This window comes from Vibrio sp. SCSIO 43155 (assembly GCF_023716605.1).
Taxonomy (GTDB): Bacteria; Pseudomonadota; Gammaproteobacteria; order Enterobacterales; family Vibrionaceae; genus Vibrio; species Vibrio harveyi.
The window spans coordinates 3,396,761-3,417,744 of record NZ_CP071852.1 but is presented as its reverse complement, the minus strand read 5'-3'; the positions used below and the strand labels follow the sequence as shown (position 1 = coordinate 3,417,744).

Here is a 20,984-nt window from a genome sequence, read left to right as displayed (position 1 = left end):
TTACTCGCCCTTCTTGAAACTTGTTCATTTTAAGTTCAAGATGGCCAAGCTAAATTGCAATGTAATGCTCCAGATCAGAGATTGATGAGGAATTGAATGACAAAAGAAGCGTATCCGATGGCTCTAGTCACGCAAGATAGCCTTGATAGCTATATCCGTTCTGTAAACAGCTACCCAATGCTAACTGCAGACGAAGAGCGTGAGCTTGCAGAACGATTACACTACAAGGGTGAAATTGACGCGGCGAAAGGCCTTATCTTGTCACACCTACGATTCGTTGTTCACGTTGCTCGTGGCTACTCAGGCTACGGTTTGCCAATGGCAGATCTAGTACAAGAGGGCAATATCGGTCTTATGAAAGCGGTTAAGCGTTTTAACCCTGAAGTGGGTGTACGTTTGGTTTCTTTCGCTGTTCACTGGATCAAAGCTGAAATCCATGAATACGTATTGCGTAACTGGCGTATTGTTAAGATCGCGACAACCAAAGCGCAACGTAAGCTGTTCTTCAATCTACGTAAGTCGAAAAAGCGTCTAGGTTGGTTTAACAACGGTGAAGTTGAAACCGTAGCTCGTGAGCTAGGTGTCGAGCCTTCAGAAGTACGTGAAATGGAATCGCGTCTAGCGGCAGTGGACTCAACGTTCGATATGCCAATGGATGACGACGACAATGTAAACTCGTACACAGCGCCAATGTTGTACCTAGAGGACAAATCGTCTGATGTAGCAGATAATATTGAAGCTGCTAACTGGGAAACGCATACTAATAATCGTTTAGGCCACGCTCTTGCGAGTTTGGATGAGCGTAGTCAACGTATTGTCCGTTCTCGTTGGTTGGATGATGAGAAAGCAACACTTCAAGATCTAGCGGATGAGTTTGGTGTATCTGCCGAGCGTATTCGTCAGTTAGAAAAGAACGCGATGAAGAAACTGAAACTTGCTGTTGGTGAGTTCTAACTTTCGCTTCTAATCTAAAGTAAGATTTTCATAGAAAGCCGAGATCATGTGATCTCGGCTTTTTTATTTTCGATCGAAAATCGATAGCGTTTGCGATCTAATTTATCTGTGCTACCTGTGCATAACTCTGTGAAGTAATTATTCATCAACTGTTCGAAAGCCGGACTAAATAAGGCTTAGGCGTGGTTTTTCACTTGGGGATAGTTGTAAATATACACACAGTTAGATCAAGATCATTACTACATCTTGTGGATCAAATGACCCAAATATACTTTATCAACGCAATCCACAGATTTATCCACAAACGGTGCGAATGTGTACAGCTTTCAATGACCTGACTATCTCTGTGTCTAAGTTTGGCTTTGGATAGGTTACAATGGCGTCAATAACGAAAATGACATAGAGAAAGTAAATGGACCAGTTTCAACATATCGATGTTCAAGGCGCTCAGGCATTGCTCGAACAAGGTGAAGCAAAACTTGTAGATATTCGTGACCCTCAATCTTTTGCTGTCGCGCATGCAGAATCCGCTTTTCATCTGACTAATGATTCGATCGTTCCTTTCATGAACGATGTGGAATTCGAACAACCAATCCTAGTGATGTGTTACCACGGCATCAGTAGCCAAGGTGCGGCACAATATTTGGTTAACCAAGGCTTCGAACAGGTGTACAGTGTGGATGGCGGCTTTGAAGCCTGGCAACGAGCAGAACTACCGATAGTGAGAAGTTAATGAAGAGATTGGTAACGTTAAATAATCCACGTATGGCGCAAGCCTTCATTGATTACATGGCATCACGCAAGATTGATATTCAGATGATGCCGGAAGGTGAAGGACAGTTTGCACTTTGGCTGACGGATGCGCAGCATGAAATTGAAGTCGAAGCCGAGCTAAAACAATTCTTAGCCAATCCATCAGCGTCGAAATATAGCGCCGCTTCGTGGGACGTTGCCGATACTCGTAAGAGCAAATTTCATTATTCCAGCCCGAGCATTATGGGTATGGTGAAAGCTAAGGCGGGCCCAGTGACCTTGCTGATCATGGTTGTCTGTGCCGTTATCTACTTTTTGCAGATGTTCGGCTTTGGTGATGGTGTGTTTGCTTTATTGCATTTTCCTGCGTTCGAAGGGCAGCAATGGCAGCTCTGGCGCTGGGTTAGCCATGCGTTATTGCACTTTTCTGTTACCCATATTGTGTTCAACCTCTTGTGGTGGTGGCAATTGGGAGGCGATATCGAGCGCCGTTTAAGCTCTGGAAAGTTACTGCAAATCTTCCTTATTTCTGCAGCGCTCTCCGGCGCGGGTCAGTTTTATGTTGAAGGAGCAAACTTCGGCGGTTTATCTGGTGTGGTTTATGCGCTACTTGGTTACTTGTGGATCCTTGGTTACCGTTGTCCACATCTTGGCTTAACACTACCTAAACCTATTATTGGCTTTATGCTAGTGTGGTTGGTTCTTGGCTATGTTCAACCATTTATGGCGATTGCCAACACGGCCCACTTAGTTGGCTTACTTTCTGGTATGGCGATAGCGTTGTTTGATTCTGGTAAACAGAAATACCAACAAACCTCCTAAGTTAATGATTTACAGACACCAACAAAAAGACCACCAATCGGTGGTCTTTTGTTTATCTGCCTTTCGTTTAATAGGAGCAGCTCGTCAGCTTTAACTGTTCATATTATTGGTAAAGGTATTTGGTAAACAGCAAATCAGCGATGATGGTTTTACCCGTCTCTGGCAGTAGGGTTTCATTGAGTTCTTTCACCAACGTTTTGCGCAGATCCTCACGACCAGATAAAGACTTAATCGTATCTTCTGTTTGTTTACCCAATAGTTCAATCACCGCATCTCGGATCAATGGTTGGTGGTGTTCGACAACGGCGAGGTCTTGCTGACTCATCACCATGATATCGATACGCACCTGTACATAACCCAGTTTATTACCCTTGGTATAGAAGTTCGTAGTTAAATCGGGTTCGAGCGTAAAGTAGGCTAACTTAGGTGCTGCCTCTTCAGATTCAGCCCAACTCGGTGCTGAAATAAGCAGACTTAGCGCGAAAATAATTTGGGCTATATAACGTTTGTACATATTTCTAACTTTTCTTTCTCTGGATCGCGATATTCGAATCGCTTCAGTCTTGATACAATAGACCGTCTATAACAAATAACGGAACTTACAGTTTCAATAAGACGGTAAGTTGTTGCTTTATTGTACGCATAAAGCCTCCAATTGAATACTAGTATGAATCAGCCGACATCACTCTATCTTACTTCTTTATTGGAAGTAGAGTGGCAAAACCCCGAAGATTTTGAATTCCCTAACGAATTCGCCAAGCATTGGCTTGAAGAAAAGGGCTCTTTGTCACGTCGTTTAGGTCAGCACTGCCAACGCTTAACAGTGGAATTGCTGCACAATCAGATCGTCACTGCCAAGACGTTAAAACAGGATGAGAGCCAGCTATTGTCTGAGCAAGATTGCCTACTGAGAGAGGTGATTTTATGTGGCGACAATACAGATTGGGTCATTGGACGCACGCTCATTCCTCGTTCAACCTTGGTCGATCAACAGTATGACTTAGCTCAGCAAGGAGATATTCCGCTGGGCTTAACTGTGTTCAGCGCCGATAACGTTGAACGCGATGCTCTGCAAATGGGATGGGTTAATTTGCCACAGGGGCGCCTTTTAGCGCGACGCTCAAGACTGTGGATGAATCACAAACCCATGCTGGTTGCTGAGCTATTCTTACCCAATTCACCAGTTTACGCTAAGGAGAAGGTGTAAATGTCCGCAGAAAAAGCCAAAGCATATTGGCAACTGATGCGAATGGATCGCCCAATTGGCTCACTCTTGTTATTGTGGCCGACGGTTTGGGCACTTGTAATTGCCGCCCAAGGCATGCCAAGTTGGAATGTACTCATCGTGTTTGTGTTAGGTGTATTCCTAATGCGAAGCGCCGGTTGTGTGATTAACGATTTTGCTGACCGTAAAGTTGATGGTCATGTGAAACGTACCAAGCAGCGTCCTTTACCCTCAGGTAAAGTGACCTCGAAAGAAGCGATTGGTCTGTTTTTAGTTCTAGGTATCAGCTCTTTCTTATTGGTGCTGACCATGAACCCGCTGACGATCAAGCTATCCTTTGCTGGTATCTTTTTAGCGTTCATTTATCCATTTATGAAGCGTTACACCCATTTGCCTCAGCTGTTTTTAGGTTTGGCTTTTAGTTGGGCGATTCCGATGGCATGGGCAGCACAAACAGGCGAATTGCCTTGGATTGTGTGGTTTGTGTTTGTGATTAACGCTTTGTGGACCATTGCTTACGATACTCAATATGCGATGGTCGACCGTGATGATGATTTAAAGATTGGTATCAAATCAACGGCTATCTTGTTCGGGCGTCACGATAAGCTGGTGATTGGTGTTCTGCAGTTGATTACCTTGGCGATGTTAGTGTTGCTTGGTCAACATTACGAACTTGGGCAAAGCTACTATTGGACGATTTTGGTTGCGGCTTCTTTGTTTGTATACCAGCAACACTTGATTCGCCACCGAGAGCGCGACTTGTGCTTCAGAGCCTTTCTTAACAACAACTATGTGGGAATGGTGATTGCGGTCGGTCTGTTTATCGCTTTCTGGTAACTCAGTACAAACGTTCAGATAGAAAAAGGCATCCAATTGGATGCCTTTTATGTTTTGTCGAGATGAATATCGAGCTTAAGCCAATTATGCTTGCAGCTGGTGGATACTCTCTTCGATGGTCAATTTCACTTCTGGGTAGAGCAAAGCAAAGAGTAGTTTGGCAAATTGCTGTGTCTTCTCAAGATCGCAGTTGCCGTCGCTATCTAGGTATTGTTGCTCTTTCAACGTATTGAACATTGCAGCAAACACACCTTTGTCGAAAAACTCTGGCGCGTTAATACCGTGTAGACGACCCAAACGCTGCGCAATGTCTTGGCTCTGCTGTTCAAGGTCTGATTTACCCAGTTCTTGGTCAGCTACCAGTAAGTTCATCGCAATAGAGTAGCGTTGCAGTGTTTCAGTGATAGTACGACCCAACAAAACCAATGATTGGTTGTTTGACTGGTTAATTTCCAGTTTGTCACCATCTTGGCAAACCATCTTCTGCTCAATGAACTCGTTCAAGATCTTCACGACCAGCTCGTTCAACTCTTCTTCCTTGTAGCTTAGGAACAGCTCTTTTTTCAGGAATGGGTAGATTTGAGCGACGTTTTCTTGAATTTTCTCTACGGTCACGTTGCGCTGACGAATAATCATCTGAGCAATCAATGATGGTAGGGCGAACAGGTGAATGATGTTGTTGCGGTAGTAAGTCATCAGAATCGACTGGCTACGATCCAACGAAATGATGTCACCCATGGTGTCGGTTTCAATCACAAACTTATCAAGTGAGATCGCATGATCTACCAACTCTTCAGCCGTTTCTGTTGGAACCGTTGAAGTGTTTGAGTATGGGTTGTTCTTAAGTAGCTTCAAGTAGCATTCGATCTGATTGATTAGAGAGTCACGAGACAATGCACGCTGACGAGACGCCAATAGCGCGGTCGCACATAGAGTCAGCGCGTTAGTCGCTGCTGCATCGTTAATGTGCGTCATCATCTTGTTTGCCAGACCGTTCACCACTGGGTTCATCCATTGTGGCTTGCTGCCGCCCATGCGATCGATGTCTTTCGTCCACTCAGGAGCGTGCTCATTCAGGTATTGGTTTAGCTGAATTGGCTCACCGAAGTTCACGTAACCAAGACCAAAGTTGCGCAGCTTACGCAGAGTTCGTAGCACAAGACCTGCGTTTTCTTTCTCTTTGCGTGAACCTCGAAGCTCTTTGGCGTAAGTACCTACTTCCATTACGTGCTCGTAACCGATGTAAACAGGCACTAACGTTACTGGACGGTTTAGACCGCGTAGCATGGCTTGAATCGTCATTGCCAACATACCGGTTTTTGCTTGAAGTAGACGACCAGTACGTGAACGACCACCTTCACTGAAGTACTCAACCGAGTAACCTTTAGCAAACAGCTCTGATAGGTACTCACGGAAAATCGTGGAGTACAGCTTATTGCCTTTAAAGCTACGACGAATAAAGAACGCACCACCACGACGGAAGATTGGACCCGCAGGGAAGAAGTTCAGGTTGATACCCGCAGCAATATGCGGTGGCACCATACCTTCATGGTATAGAACGTAAGAAAGCAGTAGGTAGTCCATGTGACTGCGGTGACATGGTACGTACACGATCTCATGACCATCTTGCGCTAGGCGACGAACAGTCGAAGCGTTGTTTATGTGTAGACCTTGGTACAGCTTCGTCCACAACCAGCCAAGAATACGATCGCCGTTTTTCACCAAGCCATAAGAGAAGTCCGCTGCAATCTCATCCATGATGTCATGGGCTTCTTTGCGTGCTTTCTCGATAGAAATGTTTTTGCTTTGCGCTTCGTCTTCAATCGCTTTTTCGATTGCTGGCGATTTCATTAAGCGTGCAAACAGCACTTGGCGTTGAGGCAGGTTTGGACCCGATGCCGCGAGCTTCTGACGAGAGAAGTGGATACGTGCAACGCGCGCTAGCTTGTGTGCAATAGCGCTGTCGGTACCGTGAGAGTCTGCCATGTAACGCAGTGAAACCACTGGGCTAAAGCGCACCAAACAGTCACGACCTGCTGCCATTACCGCTTTTGCTTTTTGCGGACCGTTCATTGGTTGCAGGTACGGCTTATGGTTTTCTTCTTTACCTGGCTTACGACCCCAAAGTACGGTCGCTGGAATCATTTGTACGTCTAGCTCGCTATCGAGCTTGTGCAATTCAAGTAAATCAGTAAACAGAGAAACAGACTCACTCGGTACGTCGTTATCATTGCTCATCACGGTTGGACGAGAGGCAATAAACACGTAACGAGTCAGTTTTTTGCCATTGATTTCTAGCGGGCTAAGCGGGTCTGGTAGACCAAGGCTCAAAGCTTGTTTTTGTAGTGTCAGCAAATCCACGTTCGAACGGAACGGTAAGGCGTACACAATCGGTTTCGCTAGGTCGATGTTGAGATCGTCAATCGGATTCGATGGGATTGTGGTGCCCTTTACCATTACCGATAAAGGTAGTTTTAGTAATGAACGTGAAAATGATTGTCCAGAAGACATAAAGTTCACAGCCTCAATAGGTATTCAAACAAGCCTAACCTTATTTCTGCGTCCGCTTTCCCTTCTTCTATAGGAAAGGAAATGGATACGGCTATAGAAATAAGCCTAGGCGATAAATTTTAAGCGCAGCAAGGATACCAGAAACTGGTCAAACCTTTTAATTTTATTGAGCGGAAATTAGTCGAACCCCTAGGTTGTTGCTTTCATTAGACGAATTGGCTATTGCGCGTTTAAAACGCATGTTCACTTGAGGTTTGTGGGTGGGATCTGAAACTGGCGCAAATAAATTAAAAAACAACCAATTGGGTTTTCATTTGTTCATTTACTGGATATACTCACAGTTAACTGTATAAAAAGACAGGTGACATATGAAGCCGTTAACGCCACGCCAACAACAAGTCTTCGATTTGATTAAAAGCAAAATCGAAGACACCGGAATGCCACCAACTCGTGCAGAGATTGCGCGTGAGCTTGGCTTCCGCTCTGCGAATGCCGCAGAAGAACACCTAAAAGCGCTTGCTCGTAAACAAGCGATTGAAATTATTCCAGGCGCATCTCGCGGGATCCGAATCCTACTCGAAGATGCGGCAAATGACGATCAAGGTCTGCCTTTGATTGGTCAGGTTGCTGCTGGTGAGCCGATTCTGGCTCAAGAGCATGTGGAGTCTCACTACCAAGTGGACCCTGCGATGTTCAAACCAAAAGCAGATTTCTTACTTCGCGTAAACGGCGAAAGTATGAAAGACATCGGTATTATGGACGGCGATTTGCTGGCTGTGCACAAAACTCAAGATGTGCGCGACGGTCAAGTTGTGGTTGCACGTGTTGATGATGATGTGACGGTGAAGCGTTTAGAGCGTAAAGGTTCTACAGTTCTACTGCATGCAGAGAATGAAGAGTTTTCACCAATCCAAGTTGACCTAACATCGCAACACCTGACGATTGAAGGTCTGGCGGTTGGCATCATCCGTAACACTGACTGGATGTAGGTTTCTTACCTCAAGCATTCTAATAAAGCCCAGCGTTCTGCTGGGCTTTGTGTTTTCTGCACTTTCTATTCCCACTTTTATTTTCTTCAAAACATATTTCTTTTCTTCCGAGCATAGTTACGCTCGCACTGATTCAGAGAGTTTGGCTGTTGCGTTAAAACTTGCAAATGATATTGAGATTTATTATCATCTAATTCCATTTAACCATTTTCTTTTCGGCGCAAGGAAATGCCCATGTCCAAGCCTCAACATCACGTACCCAATCATCTGTTGAAACCGTTGTTTTTGCGTAGCCGCGAAAGCTTGGTCGATAACGGCTTGGTGTACGATCCGATCGCTGCAAAAGCGTGCTTGAGCTGCAAGATGGCACCAGATTGCATCAGTGGCGACGTCGATCAGAAGCAGCTGCTGCACGTGACTTTAACTCAGCTGTGCGATCAGCAGGTTAGTCACTTTCTTCAACAACACTCAGACGCTTGGATCATTAACGTTGGTGCGGGCTTAGATACGCGTTTCTACCGTTTGGACAATGGTCGTTGTCACTGGATTGAACTGGATGTCACCGAGAATCTGGTTTGGCGTCAGCGATTGTTTCATAAAAACGAACGCTACGAGCATCGTTGTGGCAGCGTAGAAGACATGAATTGGTTAGATGAACTGCGCATTCCTGAAAAAGCACCAGTATTGATTCTGTGTGAGATGGCTTTACTCGATTGTGATGAATCGCGCGTTGCGACTTTCATCCAAACTCTGGGGCGTCATTTTGTATCGGCAGAAGTGTGCATGGTACTAGCAGGTGACTTAACCGAAAGTAAATGGGGTCAGAAGCTCGGCTCAGATACGTATGCACATGGTTTTGAAGCACCAGCACAACAAGTACTGCATTGGCTGCCATGGGCGCAATGGGTCAAAGCCTTCTCGCCATTCGACCGATTTTGCTCACGCTGGAAAGCATGGCAGCGCTGGCTGAATAAGATCCCAATGTTGAAGCATCGTCTCACGCCAGTTCTCGTTCACATCAAGTGGTAATTGGCTAGGCATTGAACACTCAGGTACACTCGCTGATCTAAACAACGAGGTGCCTGTGACAAACTCTATCTTCTCTCCTTTATCGAATCCTCAAGTGCATCGCCAAGTGTTAGCGCTCGCTATCCCTATGGTGCTGTCGAATATTACTGTTCCACTATTGGGCTTGGTTGACGCTGCGGTGATCGGTCACCTTGAACACGCTTGGTATCTAGGTGGTGTTGCGCTTGGTAGTACCATGATCAGTGTGACGTTTTGGTTGCTTGGCTTTTTACGTATGTCGACCACTGGATTAGCGGCGCAATCCTATGGTGGTGAAGACCGAAAACAACTTGCTTTGGTGTTTATGCAAGGCTCACTGATGGCACTGCTGTTTGCGTTAGTCTTCCTTATTGCCCATAACCCGATCGCGGATCTGATATTTGGTTGGAGTGATGCCAGTGCTGAAGTGAAGCACTACGGCATGCAATATTTCTCTATCCGAGTGTGGAGTGCCCCCGCTGCGCTGATGAACTTTGTGTTGTTGGGCTGGCTACTCGGAACGCAAAACTCCAAAGCCCCAATGTGGATGGTGATCATCACCAACGTGACCAATATTGCGCTCGATTTACTGTTTGTGATTGGTTTGGGTTGGAAAGTTGAAGGGGCAGCGCTAGCCTCAGTGATTGCTGATTACTCTGGCATGGCGTTTGGCTTGATGTGTGTATGGAGGACGTGGTGTGCCCGTCTGTTGCCATCACCTAAGAGCCTGCTAACCGATACTCAACATGGGCTAGGGCGTTTCGTAAAACTCAATCGCGATATCTTCTTACGCTCGCTATGTTTACAAGCTACGTTTAGCTTTATGACTTTCCAAGGTGCGAGCTTTGGTGATGATGTGGTTGCGGCCAATGCGGTATTGATGAGTTTCTTGATGATGATTTCCTATGGCATGGACGGTTTTGCTTATGCCATGGAAGCCATGGTCGGCAAAGCGATTGGTGCCAAAGACCGAGCGCAGCTCAGTGCTTCGTTGATTGGTACTTTCTTCTGGAGTCTGATCATCTGCTTAGGTTTGACTGCAGTATTTGGTTTGGCGGGATCGCAGTTGATCGCCATGATCACTTCGATTGACGCGGTGCAGCAGCAAGCCTCGATATATTTACCATGGCTGGTGGTCATGCCATTAGCTTCGATGTGGTGTTTCCTATTTGATGGCATTTTTGTTGGCGCCACTAAAGGCAAAGACATGCGAAACAGTATGTTCGTGGCGACTTGCTGTTTCTTTGCGATTTTCTTTTTGTTCTCTGGCTGGCAAAACCATGCGCTGTGGTTTGCGATGTCCAGTTTCATGGCAATGCGAGGGATTGGACTCGGCGCTATTTTCTTCTATCAATGGCGCAAGGGTCGCTTTCTTGCCTAGTTACACATAAAAAAACAGCAGGTCGAAACCTGCTGTTTTTGCTTTTGGATCATGGCAACCCAATTGATTTAGAATAATCGGTTCAAACCGTTTAGCGCCGCTACGCGATACGCTTCTGCCATCGTCGGGTAGTTGAAGGTGGTATTGACGAAGTATTCAATCGTATTGGCTTCACCTTTTTGTTCCATGATGGCCTGACCGATGTGGATGATTTCCGCGGCGCGCTCACCAAAGCAGTGAATACCAAGAATCTCTTTGGTTTCGCGATGGAAGAGGATTTTCAAGCTGCCGATGTCTTTACCTGCAATCTGTGCACGAGCGAGATGCTTGAACGAAGAGCGTCCCACTTCGTAAGGTACTTTCGCCGCAGTCAGTTCTTGCTCGGTTTTACCCACTGAGCTGATTTCTGGAATGGTGTAGATACCCGTTGGGATGTCATCAATCAGATTGCCGTCAGCTTGCCCTTTAGTGATGGCTTGTGCCACGAAACGACCTTGGTCATACGCTGCACTCGCTAGGCTAGGGTAGCCAATTACATCACCGACTGCGTAGATGTGTTCTACCTCTGTACGGTAGTTACCATCTACTTTGAGCTGTCCGCGTGAATCACCCTCAAGTCCAACCGCAGGTAAGTTGAGTTTGTCTGTGTTACCCGTTCGACCATTAGCATACAGTAGGCAATCGGCTTTCATCTTCTTGCCAGATTGAAGATGCACGATAACACCATCTTCAGTGCCTTCGATTTTCTCGAATGTTTCATCGTTACGAATCACCACGCCACTGTTCCAGAAGTGGTAAGACAATGCGTCTGATACTTCGTTATCTAAGAAAGAGAGCAGGCGGTCGCGAGTGTTAATCAGGTCAGTTTTCACGCCTAAACCGCGGAAGATTGAGGCGTATTCACAACCAATCACGCCTGCACCGTAAATAATGATGTGGCGAGGGTCGTGCTTCAGGCTCAGGATGGAATCACTGTCGTAGATGCGTTCATGTAAGAAGTCAACGTCATTTGGTTGGTATGGACGAGAGCCTGTAGCGATAACAAATTTATCTGCTGAGTATACTTCTTCCGTACCATCACTTTGCATGACGGCGATGGAGTAGTTATCGATAAAGCGGGCTGTACCAAACAACAGTGTGCATGAGTTGCGATCATAAAAGCCCTGACGAAGTCGAGTCTGTTTATCTATTACCGATTTTGCATGACCTAAAATGTCAGAAAATGTTGCATGAAGGCTGGTGTTATTGCGGCAGAATAACGGGTTGCTATTGAATTCAATGATACGGCTAACTGCGTGACGCAATGCTTTGGATGGTATGGTTCCCCAGTGCGTACAACCGCCACCAACACTGCTTTCCTTTTCTACGATGGCAACATTCAGTCCGGCTTTGGTCAATCCCATCGCCGCCCCTTCACCGCCCGGGCCACTACCAATTACGATCACGTCATAGTGATTAGCATGCGCCATGATGTCTTCCTTGTTATATTTGCTTAACATTGCTGTAGCGGGATTTTAACTCATTTACTCTATTGGGAACACGTAATGCCTGCTAGAGAGTGGAAGTGATCACGCAGAATCGCCCAAAAGAACTAATTGGTATGCTGTATGTCTACTATTTGAAGCGAGACAATTGCAATTGGGTGCATGGCAATAGTAACGTGCTCGCCGCTTATCGGCAGATAACGTCGCTTTATACGTGGGTGCGATATGCGTTATATTGAAGCTCTCGTACCCAATAGAAAAAGAGCAAGTTAAAGAATGAAATCGATGGGAATCCGCGCGCAGCAAAAAGAAAAAACACGTCGATCGTTGATCGATGCGGCATTTAATCAACTCAGTGCGGATCGCAGCTTTTCCAATCTCAGCTTGCGTGAGGTTGCCCGAGAGGCAGGAATTGCACCGACTTCTTTTTACCGTCACTTCAAAGACATGGACGAGCTGGGCTTAACCATGGTTGATGAAGGTGGTTTGTTGTTGCGACAACTGATGCGTCAGGCGCGTCAGCGTATTGTCAAAGAAGGCAGTGTGATTCGAACTTCAGTTGAAACCTTCATGGAATTCATTGAAAGTAGTCCTAACGTTTTCCGCTTATTGTTGCGTGAGCGCTCCGGCACTTCCTCTGAATTTCGTACTGCCGTCGCTCGAGAAATTCAGCATTTTGCGGCAGAATTAACTGAGTACTTAATGAGCACCGGTATGACCAAAGAAGAGGCGTTCACTCAAGCAGAGGCGTCGGTTACTTTGGTGTTTAGCTCTGGTGCGGAAGCTTTAGATTTAGATCGACGCGAGCGCGATGAACTCGCCGAGCGATTGATCATGCAATTGCGAATGATAGCCAAAGGGGCCTATTGGTATCGCAAAGAACGTGAACGTAACCGATTAAAAGGCGGGATAGAATAATGTCGAATGGAAATAAATCTGAAAAGAAAACGCTGATTTTGGCACTGGTTGCAGGTATGTGTGGTGATGCTTTGTTGTCATGGTTGACCATGAGCGAAGTGTCTTTTTCAATCTTCCCTCTGATTGCACTCGTGCTAGCTGTACAGGCGCTGTACCAAGAATACCTTAACAACCCAGTATCAGAAGATATCCCACTTGTTGGTCTGGCGTGTTTCTTCGTTGGTGCATTTGGTCACTCTGCGTTTATCAAAGCGCAATACCCAGAAGCAGGCTCTAACTTCTTCGCAATTCTGGTTTCAATGATTCTCCTAGCGTGGATCGGCAAGAAACTGGGTTTTATGGAAAAGAAGACCACTGCTGAATAAGCAAAGCGAATCTAACAAAAAAGCGAGCCGTTGAGCTCGCTTTTTTTATGTCTGAGGCTGGTGGATTACGCTTTACGTTCCAACAGTACACCTGCTTCCATGTGGTGTGTGTAAGGGAATTGGTCAAACAGAGCAAAACGCGTCACGTTGTGGGTTTCGCATAGAATGTCCAAGTTCTCTTTAAGTGTCTCTGGGTTACAAGAGATGTACATGATGCGCTCGTAACCTTGCACCATCTTACAAGTGTCGACATCCATACCTGAGCGTGGTGGATCGACAAAAATTGTGTTGCAGTTGTAGCTCTTCAGATCCACACCTGCATCTTGTAGGCGGCGGAATTCACGCTTACCTTCGATTGCTTGAGTAAACTCTTCTGCAGATAGACGTAGGATTTGAACGTTATCAATCTCGTTCGCTGCAATGTTGTATTGCGCAGAAACCACAGATGGCTTCGCCAATTCAGTTGCAAGAACGCGGTCGAAGTTTTGTGCCAACGCTAGAGAGAAGTTACCGTTACCACAGTAAAGCTCTAGGAGATCACCAGTGCTTTCTTGAGTACAGTCGACTGCCCATTCCAGCATCTTCTCAGCGACTTTGCCGTTTGGTTGAGTGAAGCTGTTTTCTACTTGTTGGTAGATGTAGCTTTGACCATTTACGTCTAGCTTCTCGATCACGTAGTCGCGGTCTAGGACAATCTTCATTTTACGAGCACGACCAATGATGTTTAGGTTGAAGCCTTCATCATTCAAACGCTGCTTAAGGGCCTTTGCGTTTTCAATCCACTCTTCATCAAGTTGGCGATGGTAAAGTAGTGAAACCAGAATCTCACCGCTAAGCGTTGACAGAAAGTCCACTTGGAACAGTTTGCGACGTAGCGATTCGTTGTCTTTCATCGCTTCAACTAGTAGTGGCATCAGGTCGTTGATCAGACGGCTTGCTGCTGGGAATTGGTCAACGCGGTATTTCTCACGAGTTTCTTGATTGAACATGATGTAGTAAAGGTCTTCACCCTCATGCCAAACGCGGAACTCAGCACGCATGCGGTAGTGCTGCTCTGGTGATTCAAACACTTCCAGTTCTGGCACGTTGTATGGCGCGAACATATCGTTCAGACGTTCGACTTTTTCAGCCAGTTGTTCTTGGTAGCGTTGTGGGTTTACATCAAGAGTAGCCATGATCTTACCTTTTATGGTGCATTCAATTTAAGAGCGCAGATTTTATTCAATCTCAATAGGATGTCCAGTTTTGTGCCCCAATTGATTTAAAGATAGTGTGTTCTGTGTCAGTTGATACGCCAATGAACCAAATCGTTACGATTGTCAGAGGTAATATTGGCTGGACAAATAATCAATAGCTTAATAGTATTTGCCCCAAGCTGGTGCTATCTAGCAATCTAGATGGCTGAAATGGGAATCTGGTGAGAATCCAGAACTGACGCGCAGCGGTAAAAGAGAACGAACGCTCATCAAGACACTGCATTAGTCTATGTGGGAAGTCGAGTAAGTAGGCGGTACAACCTTGCTCTTAAGTCCGAATACCTGCCAGCAACTGAGCCACAGCACTGGACTGCTCAACACGAGTAGGGCTCGGTAGGAATTACGCGACTTAGGACAATACAATGAGAAAAACATTTCTTGCGATCACGTGTGCATCGCTGCTTTCACCTACCTTTTATTCACAGGCCCAAGAAGTTTCCGCAGATGAAACGGTTGTGGTTACGGCAAACCGCTTCAAGCAAATTGATGGTGCTGTTCTTGCACAAACCGTCACGGTAACCAAAGAAGACATTAAACGCCTGCAAGCAAATAGTCTGTTTGATGTGTTCCGTACACTGCCGAGTGTTGAAGTTGCTCAGTACGGTGGGCGTGGTCAATCCGCATCTATCTACGTTCGAGGTGGTAGCTCGTCTCAAGTACTCGTTTTAGTTGATGGGGTGCGTATGCCTCGTGCAATCATGGGTGGTATCGACTTTAACCAATTTCCAATCAACTCTGTCGAACGTATCGATTACATTCGTGGTGCACGAGCCTCTATCTATGGTTCAGAAGCGATCTCTGGCGTAATCAACATTATTACTCGTGCGCCTATTAATGACGATTCAGGTCGAGTGTCTGCAGGTTATGGCTCAAATAACCATAAAAAAGGCACGTTTGTGGTCTCTAAACCTGTGGGTGAAGGTAAACACTTTAAGGGTGTCTTAGGATACGAGAAAACCGATGGTTTTAATGTTAAGCCTCAGCCAGGATTGAATGATGGCGATGAGCATGGCTTCGAAACGCTAAACCTGAAGTTGGGTTACCAACAAAACTTTTCTGACAACTTGTCTGGTTACGTTGGGGTGAGTGCTTACAACAATGAATACGATTACGACAACAGTAGTATTTGGAGTGGTCATGAGAAAAAAACTGGTGAAGTAGAGTATGTAGGCACCGACTTATCGCTGGAATACAACAAAGACGTTTACTCATCTGAATTAAAATTGGCTTATGGTCAACAAGACAACTACGACCATAAATCAGGTCAAAACAAATCTACTGGCGATCATGTTGCTATTGAGCAGTTCAACGCGATTTGGTTGAACTCGTACAGCGTTAACGAAGAACTGAGTATTGGTGGCGGTTTGGATTACCGTACTGAGAAGCTAGCAAAAGGCTACATTGCGGCGAACAGTTGGGGACCAGCTAAAGACTATGATCCAGAGAAGAACCCAAGAACTAACTTTGGTGTTAGTGCCATTGCTCAATATGTTTATGACGTATGGACGTTAGAAGCAAGCGTACGTAATGACGACAACAATCAATTTGGTAACAACACCACATGGCAAACCGCTGCGGGTTGGAGTTTTTACGAAGGTTACGAGTTAACCCTGAGTCATGGTACTGCTTTCCGTGCGCCGAGCTTTGTTGATTTGTATTACCCAGGCTACGAAATGCCAAACCTAAAACCAGAAGAATCAGAAAATACCGAGCTGTCGCTATCAGGTGCTGTATCGATTGTTGATTGGACGGTGACGGGTTACTACAACCAAATTGAGAACATGTTGGTTTGGAAAGGCTCTGGCATGCAAAACGTTGGTGAAGCTGAGATCAAAGGTGTCGAACTAGAGGTGAAATTCGACACGGATATCGTTTCTCACGAGTTTTACTTAGATTATAAAGATCCTGTCGATAAGTCTGGGGCAAAAGATACTCAGCTAGCGTACCGCTCCAAGCGTGGTGCTAAGTGGAACGCCTACGCAACGTTTGACCAATGGACGTTGGGCTCGCAGTACCTGTACCAAGGTGAACGCTTTAATGGCAGTACCAGACTACCGAGCTACAGCCTATGGAACTTCACTGCTTCTTACGCCGTGAACCAAAACTGGGATATTAATGCGAAGCTAAGCAACGCTTTCGATAAAAACTACGAGATGTACACTAGTTACGCGACGCCAGGGCGTCAGTACTTTGTCTCGGCAGACTACCGCTTTTAATCAAGCTAAACGAGACCGCCATATCGGCGGTCTTTCTTTTTGTAAGTAAAGCGCTGGTGGAAATAGGTAACAAGGAAAGACGATGACTAAACAAAAACGTGTTGTGATTAGCTGGTCAAGCGGAAAAGACTCTACATTAACGTTGGAGCGTCTAAACGAAGATCCGCATTATCAGGTAGTTGGCTTGTACACCACTTATGTTGATAAAGAAGTCCCTTTTCAAGCAACCCCGCTTGAGGTCGTGCAAATGCAGGCGGACTTACTTGGCCTTCCGCTCATTACTATCGAACTGCCTGAAGTGTTCCCGAATAACGACATTTATCAATCGACGATCGTTAATGCACTACAAAGCAGTGGGCTGAATGTAGAAGCTGTCGCGTTCGGTGATATGTTTTGTAATGGTATTGCTGATTATCGACGCAGCTATATTGAACCTGCCGGCTGGGAATGTGTATTCCCTTTGTTGGGGGAAGAAAGCAAGGCATTGGCATTTGAAATTATCGAGCGTGGAATTCAAACCATGTTGATTACCACCGATGGAAATGTATTGCCGCCGGAGTGGTGTGGACGTTGGTATGACAAAACGTTGATTGAGTCATTACCCGGTCATATTGATCCCTGTGGCGAAGATGGCGAATTCCATACATTGGTGACATCAACCTCATCATTTCAAGGACATATAGAGTTGGCTAAGCTTGAAGTGGAAACAGGGGAGCGATTCAGTCATCAAAGATACCGAGCCAAAGCATTGCCAAAACAAATCTAACCAGTATGATTGCCGAGTCTCTAATTTGCAGGTAAGACTCGTGCGAGCATCAAGTAAGAAAAAAGTCCTAGTGTTTGATTCCGGTGTCGGAGGGCTATCGGTCTTCCAAGAAATCCACCGACTTCTACCAAACATGGATTACTTGTATCTGTTCGATAACGAAGCTTACCCATATGGTGAGCTAGACCAAGATGTGCTGATCACTCGCGTTAATAAGCTGGTGGCAGCATTGGTTGAAGAGCATCAAGCTGACATAGTAGTCATCGCCTGCAATACCGCAAGTACCATAGTGTTGCCATCATTGCGTGCGAATCTATCCATTCCGGTTGTCGGAGTGGTGCCTGCGATCAAGCCGGCCTCATTACTCGCTTCTCAGGGTGTAGGACTTATTGCTACGCCCGCGACCGTGACTCGTCAATATACTCATGAACTGATCCGTGACTTTGCTCAAGGCAAACCTGTCGAACTATTAGGTTCCACTCGCTTAGTGGATATGGCAGAAGAAAAGCTGCGTGGCGAAAGTATTTCTATTCCAGAGCTCGAAAGCATTCTTCTCCCATTACGTAATAAAGTCGATGTTGCTGTATTGGGGTGCACTCATTTTCCTTTGATTAAAGACGAAATCCATCAAGCGTTAGGTGGAGAGGTTACGTTAATTGATTCTGGCGAAGCCATTGCTCGTCGAGTGAAAGCATTACTACTCAGCGATATGAAGGAAGAAAGCCAAGAGGAAGGGAGTAAGAAGATTTATGCCAGTGCACCTCCTTGGCAAGAAGATGCACTGAATACCTGTTTGGCGACCTTAGGGTTTAATCCTGTTCAGGTTTACCGCCATCAGGGTGTTTAGGATCGTTAGCAATACGCACTTTAAGTGTACGCTCCATATATTCCTTCTCGTTAAGTTTAGCGATAGCAGGTTTTGCATCTGCCGCAGCCATCACTACAAAACCAAACCCTCTCCTTTTACCAGTGCGCTTATCTTTCATTAAGCGTACTGCATAGACCTGACCATACTCAGCAAACAAATCTCGAACGTGACTTTCATTTGCCTTATAAGGAAGGTTGCCGACATACAGCGTTTTAGTTGAAGGATCGGAATCCGAAGATTGAAGAATAGGTGTTTTGCTAGAAAGTGAAAAAAGAAAAGCAGTAGCGACAACACCGATAACAAAGCTCAAGGCAGGTGACACAGGTAACTGAGAGAAGATGATTCCCCCAATGACCGCCAACCCAGCACACAAGATCAGATTTTTTTTAGACGTCATTTTGATTACTACATATAGATGATAAAGAGATTGGCTGCCTATTAACAAAATAGACACATGAATCTTACGTATATGGTTGGTGTTTTTCCAACCAATTGCTGTGATATGTCTCAAATGTGACGAAGAAATATGCAGATATAACGCATTTGGTGGATAAATAACCGCTTAGAAAGTTTTTTTCAAAAAAAGGTTGCGCTAATTTCTCAACTCCCTATACTGCGCATCCACCGACACGGAGTGAGACGAAAGTCACACAGCGAGTCGGAAGAGAGAAAAAAGAATTTGAAAAAATACTTGACTCTCAAAGCGGGAAGCGTAAGATACGCACCCCTAACGACGAGGCGCTGAGGCGGCAAGTTAGTTAGAAAAGTTCTTTAAAAATATAGACCTATCAATCTGTGTGGGCACTCGTTGATGATAATCCAATTAGATACTTCGGTATCAAATTAGGTTTCAATGAAACGAAGTGACCATTCGAATTGGGAAGCAGCCTTGAGCTGTTTTATTTCACTTTTTAAAAGTGAAAACCAATAAGAGCACAGTCAATTCAAACATTACTTATGTAATGTTCAGTATTCATTGAGCCGAACAAAATCTTAAATTGAAGAGTTTGATCATGGCTCAGATTGAACGCTGGCGGCAGGCCTAACACATGCAAGTCGAGCGGAAACGAGTTATCTGAACCTTCGGGGGACGATAACGGCGTCGAGCGGCGGACGGGTGAGTAATGCCTAGGAAATTGCCCTGGTGTGGGGGATAACCATTGGAAACGATGGCTAATACCGCATAATACCTACGGGTCAAAGAGGGGGACCTTCGGGCCTCTCGCGTCAGGATATGCCTAGGTGGGATTAGCTAGTTGGTGAGGTAATGGCTCACCAAGGCGACGATCCCTAGCTGGTCTGAGAGGATGATCAGCCACACTGGAACTGAGACACGGTCCAGACTCCTACGGGAGGCAGCAGTGGGGAATATTGCACAATGGGCGCAAGCCTGATGCAGCCATGCCGCGTGTGTGAAGAAGGCCTTCGGGTTGTAAAGCACTTTCAGTCGTGAGGAAGGTGGTAGTGTTAATAGCACTATCATTTGACGTTAGCGACAGAAGAAGCACCGGCTAACTCCGTGCCAGCAGCCGCGGTAATACGGAGGGTGCGAGCGTTAATCGGAATTACTGGGCGTAAAGCGCATGCAGGTGGTTTGTTAAGTCAGATGTGAAAGCCCGGGGCTCAACCTCGGAATAGCATTTGAAACTGGCAGACTAGAGTACTGTAGAGGGGGGTAGAATTTCAGGTGTAGCGGTGAAATGCGTAGAGATCTGAAGGAATACCGGTGGCGAAGGCGGCCCCCTGGACAGATACTGACACTCAGATGCGAAAGCGTGGGGAGCAAACAGGATTAGATACCCTGGTAGTCCACGCCGTAAACGATGTCTACTTGGAGGTTGTGGCCTTGAGCCGTGGCTTTCGGAGCTAACGCGTTAAGTAGACCGCCTGGGGAGTACGGTCGCAAGATTAAAACTCAAATGAATTGACGGGGGCCCGCACAAGCGGTGGAGCATGTGGTTTAATTCGATGCAACGCGAAGAACCTTACCTACTCTTGACATCCAGAGAACTTTCCAGAGATGGATTGGTGCCTTCGGGAACTCTGAGACAGGTGCTGCATGGCTGTCGTCAGCTCGTGTTGTGAAATGTTGGGTTAAGTCCCGCAACGAGCGCAACCCTTATCCTTGTTTGCCAGCACTTCGGGTGGGAACTCCAGGGAGACTGCCGGTGATAAACCGGAGGAAGGTGGGGACGACGTCAAGTCATCATGGCCCTTACGAGTAGGGCTACACACGTGCTACAATGGCGCATACAGAGGGCGGCCAACTTGCGAGAGTGAGCGAATCCCAAAAAGTGCGTCGTAGTCCGGATCGGAGTCTGCAACTCGACTCCGTGAAGTCGGAATCGCTAGTAATCGTGGATCAGAATGCCACGGTGAATACGTTCCCGGGCCTTGTACACACCGCCCGTCACACCATGGGAGTGGGCTGCAAAAGAAGTAGGTAGTTTAACCTTCGGGAGGACGCTTACCACTTTGTGGTTCATGACTGGGGTGAAGTCGTAACAAGGTAGCGCTAGGGGAACCTGGCGCTGGATCACCTCCTTATACGATGATTATTCACGATGAGTGTCCACACAGATTGATACGGTT

The 20,984-nt window shown here is 46.0% G+C and carries 18 protein-coding genes, 1 rRNA gene and 1 riboswitch; of the genes, 14 read left to right on the top strand and 5 right to left on the bottom strand.

Annotated features, from left to right (window positions below; genetic code table 11):
* Window positions 1-96: 96 nt before the first annotated feature.
* From rpoH to glpG, 3 genes are all read left to right on the top strand, one after another.
* Window positions 97-954: an RNA polymerase sigma factor RpoH gene (gene rpoH, locus J4N44_RS16235; protein ID WP_005452003.1), complete on the top strand. Its 858-nt coding sequence runs from the start codon at window positions 97-99 to the stop codon at window positions 952-954.
* A 412-nt stretch (window positions 955-1,366) separates the two neighbouring features.
* Window positions 1,367-1,687, top strand: a complete 321-nt coding sequence (glpE, locus tag J4N44_RS16230; RefSeq protein ID WP_009701354.1) for a thiosulfate sulfurtransferase GlpE — start codon at window positions 1,367-1,369, stop codon at window positions 1,685-1,687.
* Window positions 1,687-2,529 carry a rhomboid family intramembrane serine protease GlpG gene (glpG, locus tag J4N44_RS16225; protein WP_005451997.1) on the top strand — a complete coding sequence of 281 codons (843 nt, stop codon included), beginning with the start codon at window positions 1,687-1,689 and terminating at the stop codon, window positions 2,527-2,529. Before glpE ends, glpG begins: the two co-directional genes overlap by 1 nt.
* Before the next feature lie 103 nt (window positions 2,530-2,632).
* Here glpG and J4N44_RS16220 read toward each other — a convergent pair whose 3' ends face one another.
* Entirely contained in the window at window positions 2,633-3,043 is a 411-nt protein-coding gene (locus tag J4N44_RS16220; RefSeq protein ID WP_005451996.1) for a flagellar basal body-associated protein FliL, read from the bottom strand.
* 153 nt (window positions 3,044-3,196) lie between these two features.
* Here J4N44_RS16220 and J4N44_RS16215 point away from each other — a divergent pair, with 153 nt between their 5' ends.
* Both J4N44_RS16215 and ubiA read left to right on the top strand, forming a co-directional pair.
* The gene (locus tag J4N44_RS16215) at window positions 3,197-3,736 is read left to right on the top strand and encodes a chorismate lyase (protein WP_009695930.1); all 540 of its coding nucleotides are present in this window, start codon (window positions 3,197-3,199) and stop codon (window positions 3,734-3,736) included.
* A complete protein-coding gene (ubiA, locus tag J4N44_RS16210; protein WP_005451994.1) occupies window positions 3,737-4,591 on the top strand; it encodes a 4-hydroxybenzoate octaprenyltransferase in 855 nt (284 codons plus the stop codon). It abuts the gene before it with no gap.
* Between the two features lie 84 nt (window positions 4,592-4,675).
* Here the strand turns inward: ubiA and plsB are convergent, their stop codons facing one another.
* Window positions 4,676-7,102, bottom strand: coding sequence for a glycerol-3-phosphate 1-O-acyltransferase PlsB (plsB, locus tag J4N44_RS16205; RefSeq protein WP_005451993.1), 2,427 nt, complete (start codon window positions 7,100-7,102; stop codon window positions 4,676-4,678).
* A gap of 368 nt (window positions 7,103-7,470) precedes the next feature.
* Between plsB and lexA the strand changes: the two genes are divergently transcribed.
* From lexA to dinF, 3 genes are all read left to right on the top strand, one after another.
* A complete protein-coding gene (gene lexA / locus J4N44_RS16200) occupies window positions 7,471-8,091 on the top strand; it encodes a transcriptional repressor LexA (RefSeq protein ID WP_005438488.1) in 621 nt (206 codons plus the stop codon).
* 234 nt (window positions 8,092-8,325) lie between these two features.
* Window positions 8,326-9,120, top strand: coding sequence for a class I SAM-dependent methyltransferase (locus J4N44_RS16195; protein ID WP_009695929.1), 795 nt, complete (start codon window positions 8,326-8,328; stop codon window positions 9,118-9,120).
* 55 nt (window positions 9,121-9,175) lie between these two features.
* Entirely contained in the window at window positions 9,176-10,519 is a 1,344-nt protein-coding gene (gene dinF, locus J4N44_RS16190; RefSeq protein WP_252044655.1) for an MATE family efflux transporter DinF, read from the top strand.
* Window positions 10,520-10,587: 68 nt separating this feature from the next.
* On the opposite strand, the gene sthA is transcribed toward dinF, so the two are convergent.
* On the bottom strand, window positions 10,588-12,018 hold the full coding sequence (gene sthA / locus J4N44_RS16185; protein WP_012126563.1) for a Si-specific NAD(P)(+) transhydrogenase: 1,431 nt from the start codon (window positions 12,016-12,018) through the stop codon (window positions 10,588-10,590).
* Window positions 12,019-12,279: 261 nt separating this feature from the next.
* Here sthA and fabR point away from each other — a divergent pair, with 261 nt between their 5' ends.
* Together fabR and J4N44_RS16175 are read left to right on the top strand one after the other, a co-directional pair.
* Window positions 12,280-12,921 (top strand): HTH-type transcriptional repressor FabR, encoded by a 642-nt coding sequence (fabR, locus tag J4N44_RS16180; protein ID WP_005430912.1) that lies wholly within the window; start codon window positions 12,280-12,282, stop codon window positions 12,919-12,921.
* Window positions 12,921-13,286: a YijD family membrane protein gene (locus J4N44_RS16175; protein WP_005430908.1), complete on the top strand. Its 366-nt coding sequence runs from the start codon at window positions 12,921-12,923 to the stop codon at window positions 13,284-13,286. The genes fabR and J4N44_RS16175 overlap by 1 nt, the downstream gene beginning before the upstream one ends.
* Window positions 13,287-13,351: 65 nt before the next feature.
* Here the strand turns inward: J4N44_RS16175 and trmA are convergent, their stop codons facing one another.
* Entirely contained in the window at window positions 13,352-14,461 is a 1,110-nt protein-coding gene (trmA, locus tag J4N44_RS16170; protein ID WP_005451984.1) for a tRNA (uridine(54)-C5)-methyltransferase TrmA, read from the bottom strand.
* Between the two features lie 184 nt (window positions 14,462-14,645).
* A riboswitch (cobalamin riboswitch) is annotated at window positions 14,646-14,846 on the top strand.
* Window positions 14,847-14,904: 58 nt separating this feature from the next.
* Between trmA and J4N44_RS16165 the strand changes: the two genes are divergently transcribed.
* The 3 genes from J4N44_RS16165 to murI all read left to right on the top strand — a co-directional run bounded on the left by J4N44_RS16165 (window position 14,905) and on the right by murI (window position 18,371).
* The gene (locus J4N44_RS16165) at window positions 14,905-16,758 is read left to right on the top strand and encodes a TonB-dependent receptor domain-containing protein (protein WP_252044653.1); all 1,854 of its coding nucleotides are present in this window, start codon (window positions 14,905-14,907) and stop codon (window positions 16,756-16,758) included.
* 82 nt (window positions 16,759-16,840) lie between these two features.
* The gene (locus J4N44_RS16160) at window positions 16,841-17,524 is read left to right on the top strand and encodes a Dph6-related ATP pyrophosphatase (RefSeq protein WP_252044651.1); all 684 of its coding nucleotides are present in this window, start codon (window positions 16,841-16,843) and stop codon (window positions 17,522-17,524) included.
* 40 nt (window positions 17,525-17,564) lie between these two features.
* Window positions 17,565-18,371, top strand: a complete 807-nt coding sequence (gene murI / locus J4N44_RS16155) for a glutamate racemase (protein WP_049538450.1) — start codon at window positions 17,565-17,567, stop codon at window positions 18,369-18,371.
* On the opposite strand, the gene J4N44_RS16150 is transcribed toward murI, so the two are convergent.
* Window positions 18,334-18,789: an RNA-binding protein gene (locus tag J4N44_RS16150; RefSeq protein ID WP_069218951.1), complete on the bottom strand. Its 456-nt coding sequence runs from the start codon at window positions 18,787-18,789 to the stop codon at window positions 18,334-18,336. The two genes, murI and J4N44_RS16150, sit on opposite strands and share 38 nt — an antisense overlap.
* Window positions 18,790-19,387: 598 nt before the next feature.
* Between J4N44_RS16150 and J4N44_RS16145 the strand changes: the two genes are divergently transcribed.
* Window positions 19,388-20,939 (top strand): 16S ribosomal RNA (locus J4N44_RS16145).
* The last annotated feature ends 45 nt before the right edge of the window (window positions 20,940-20,984 follow it).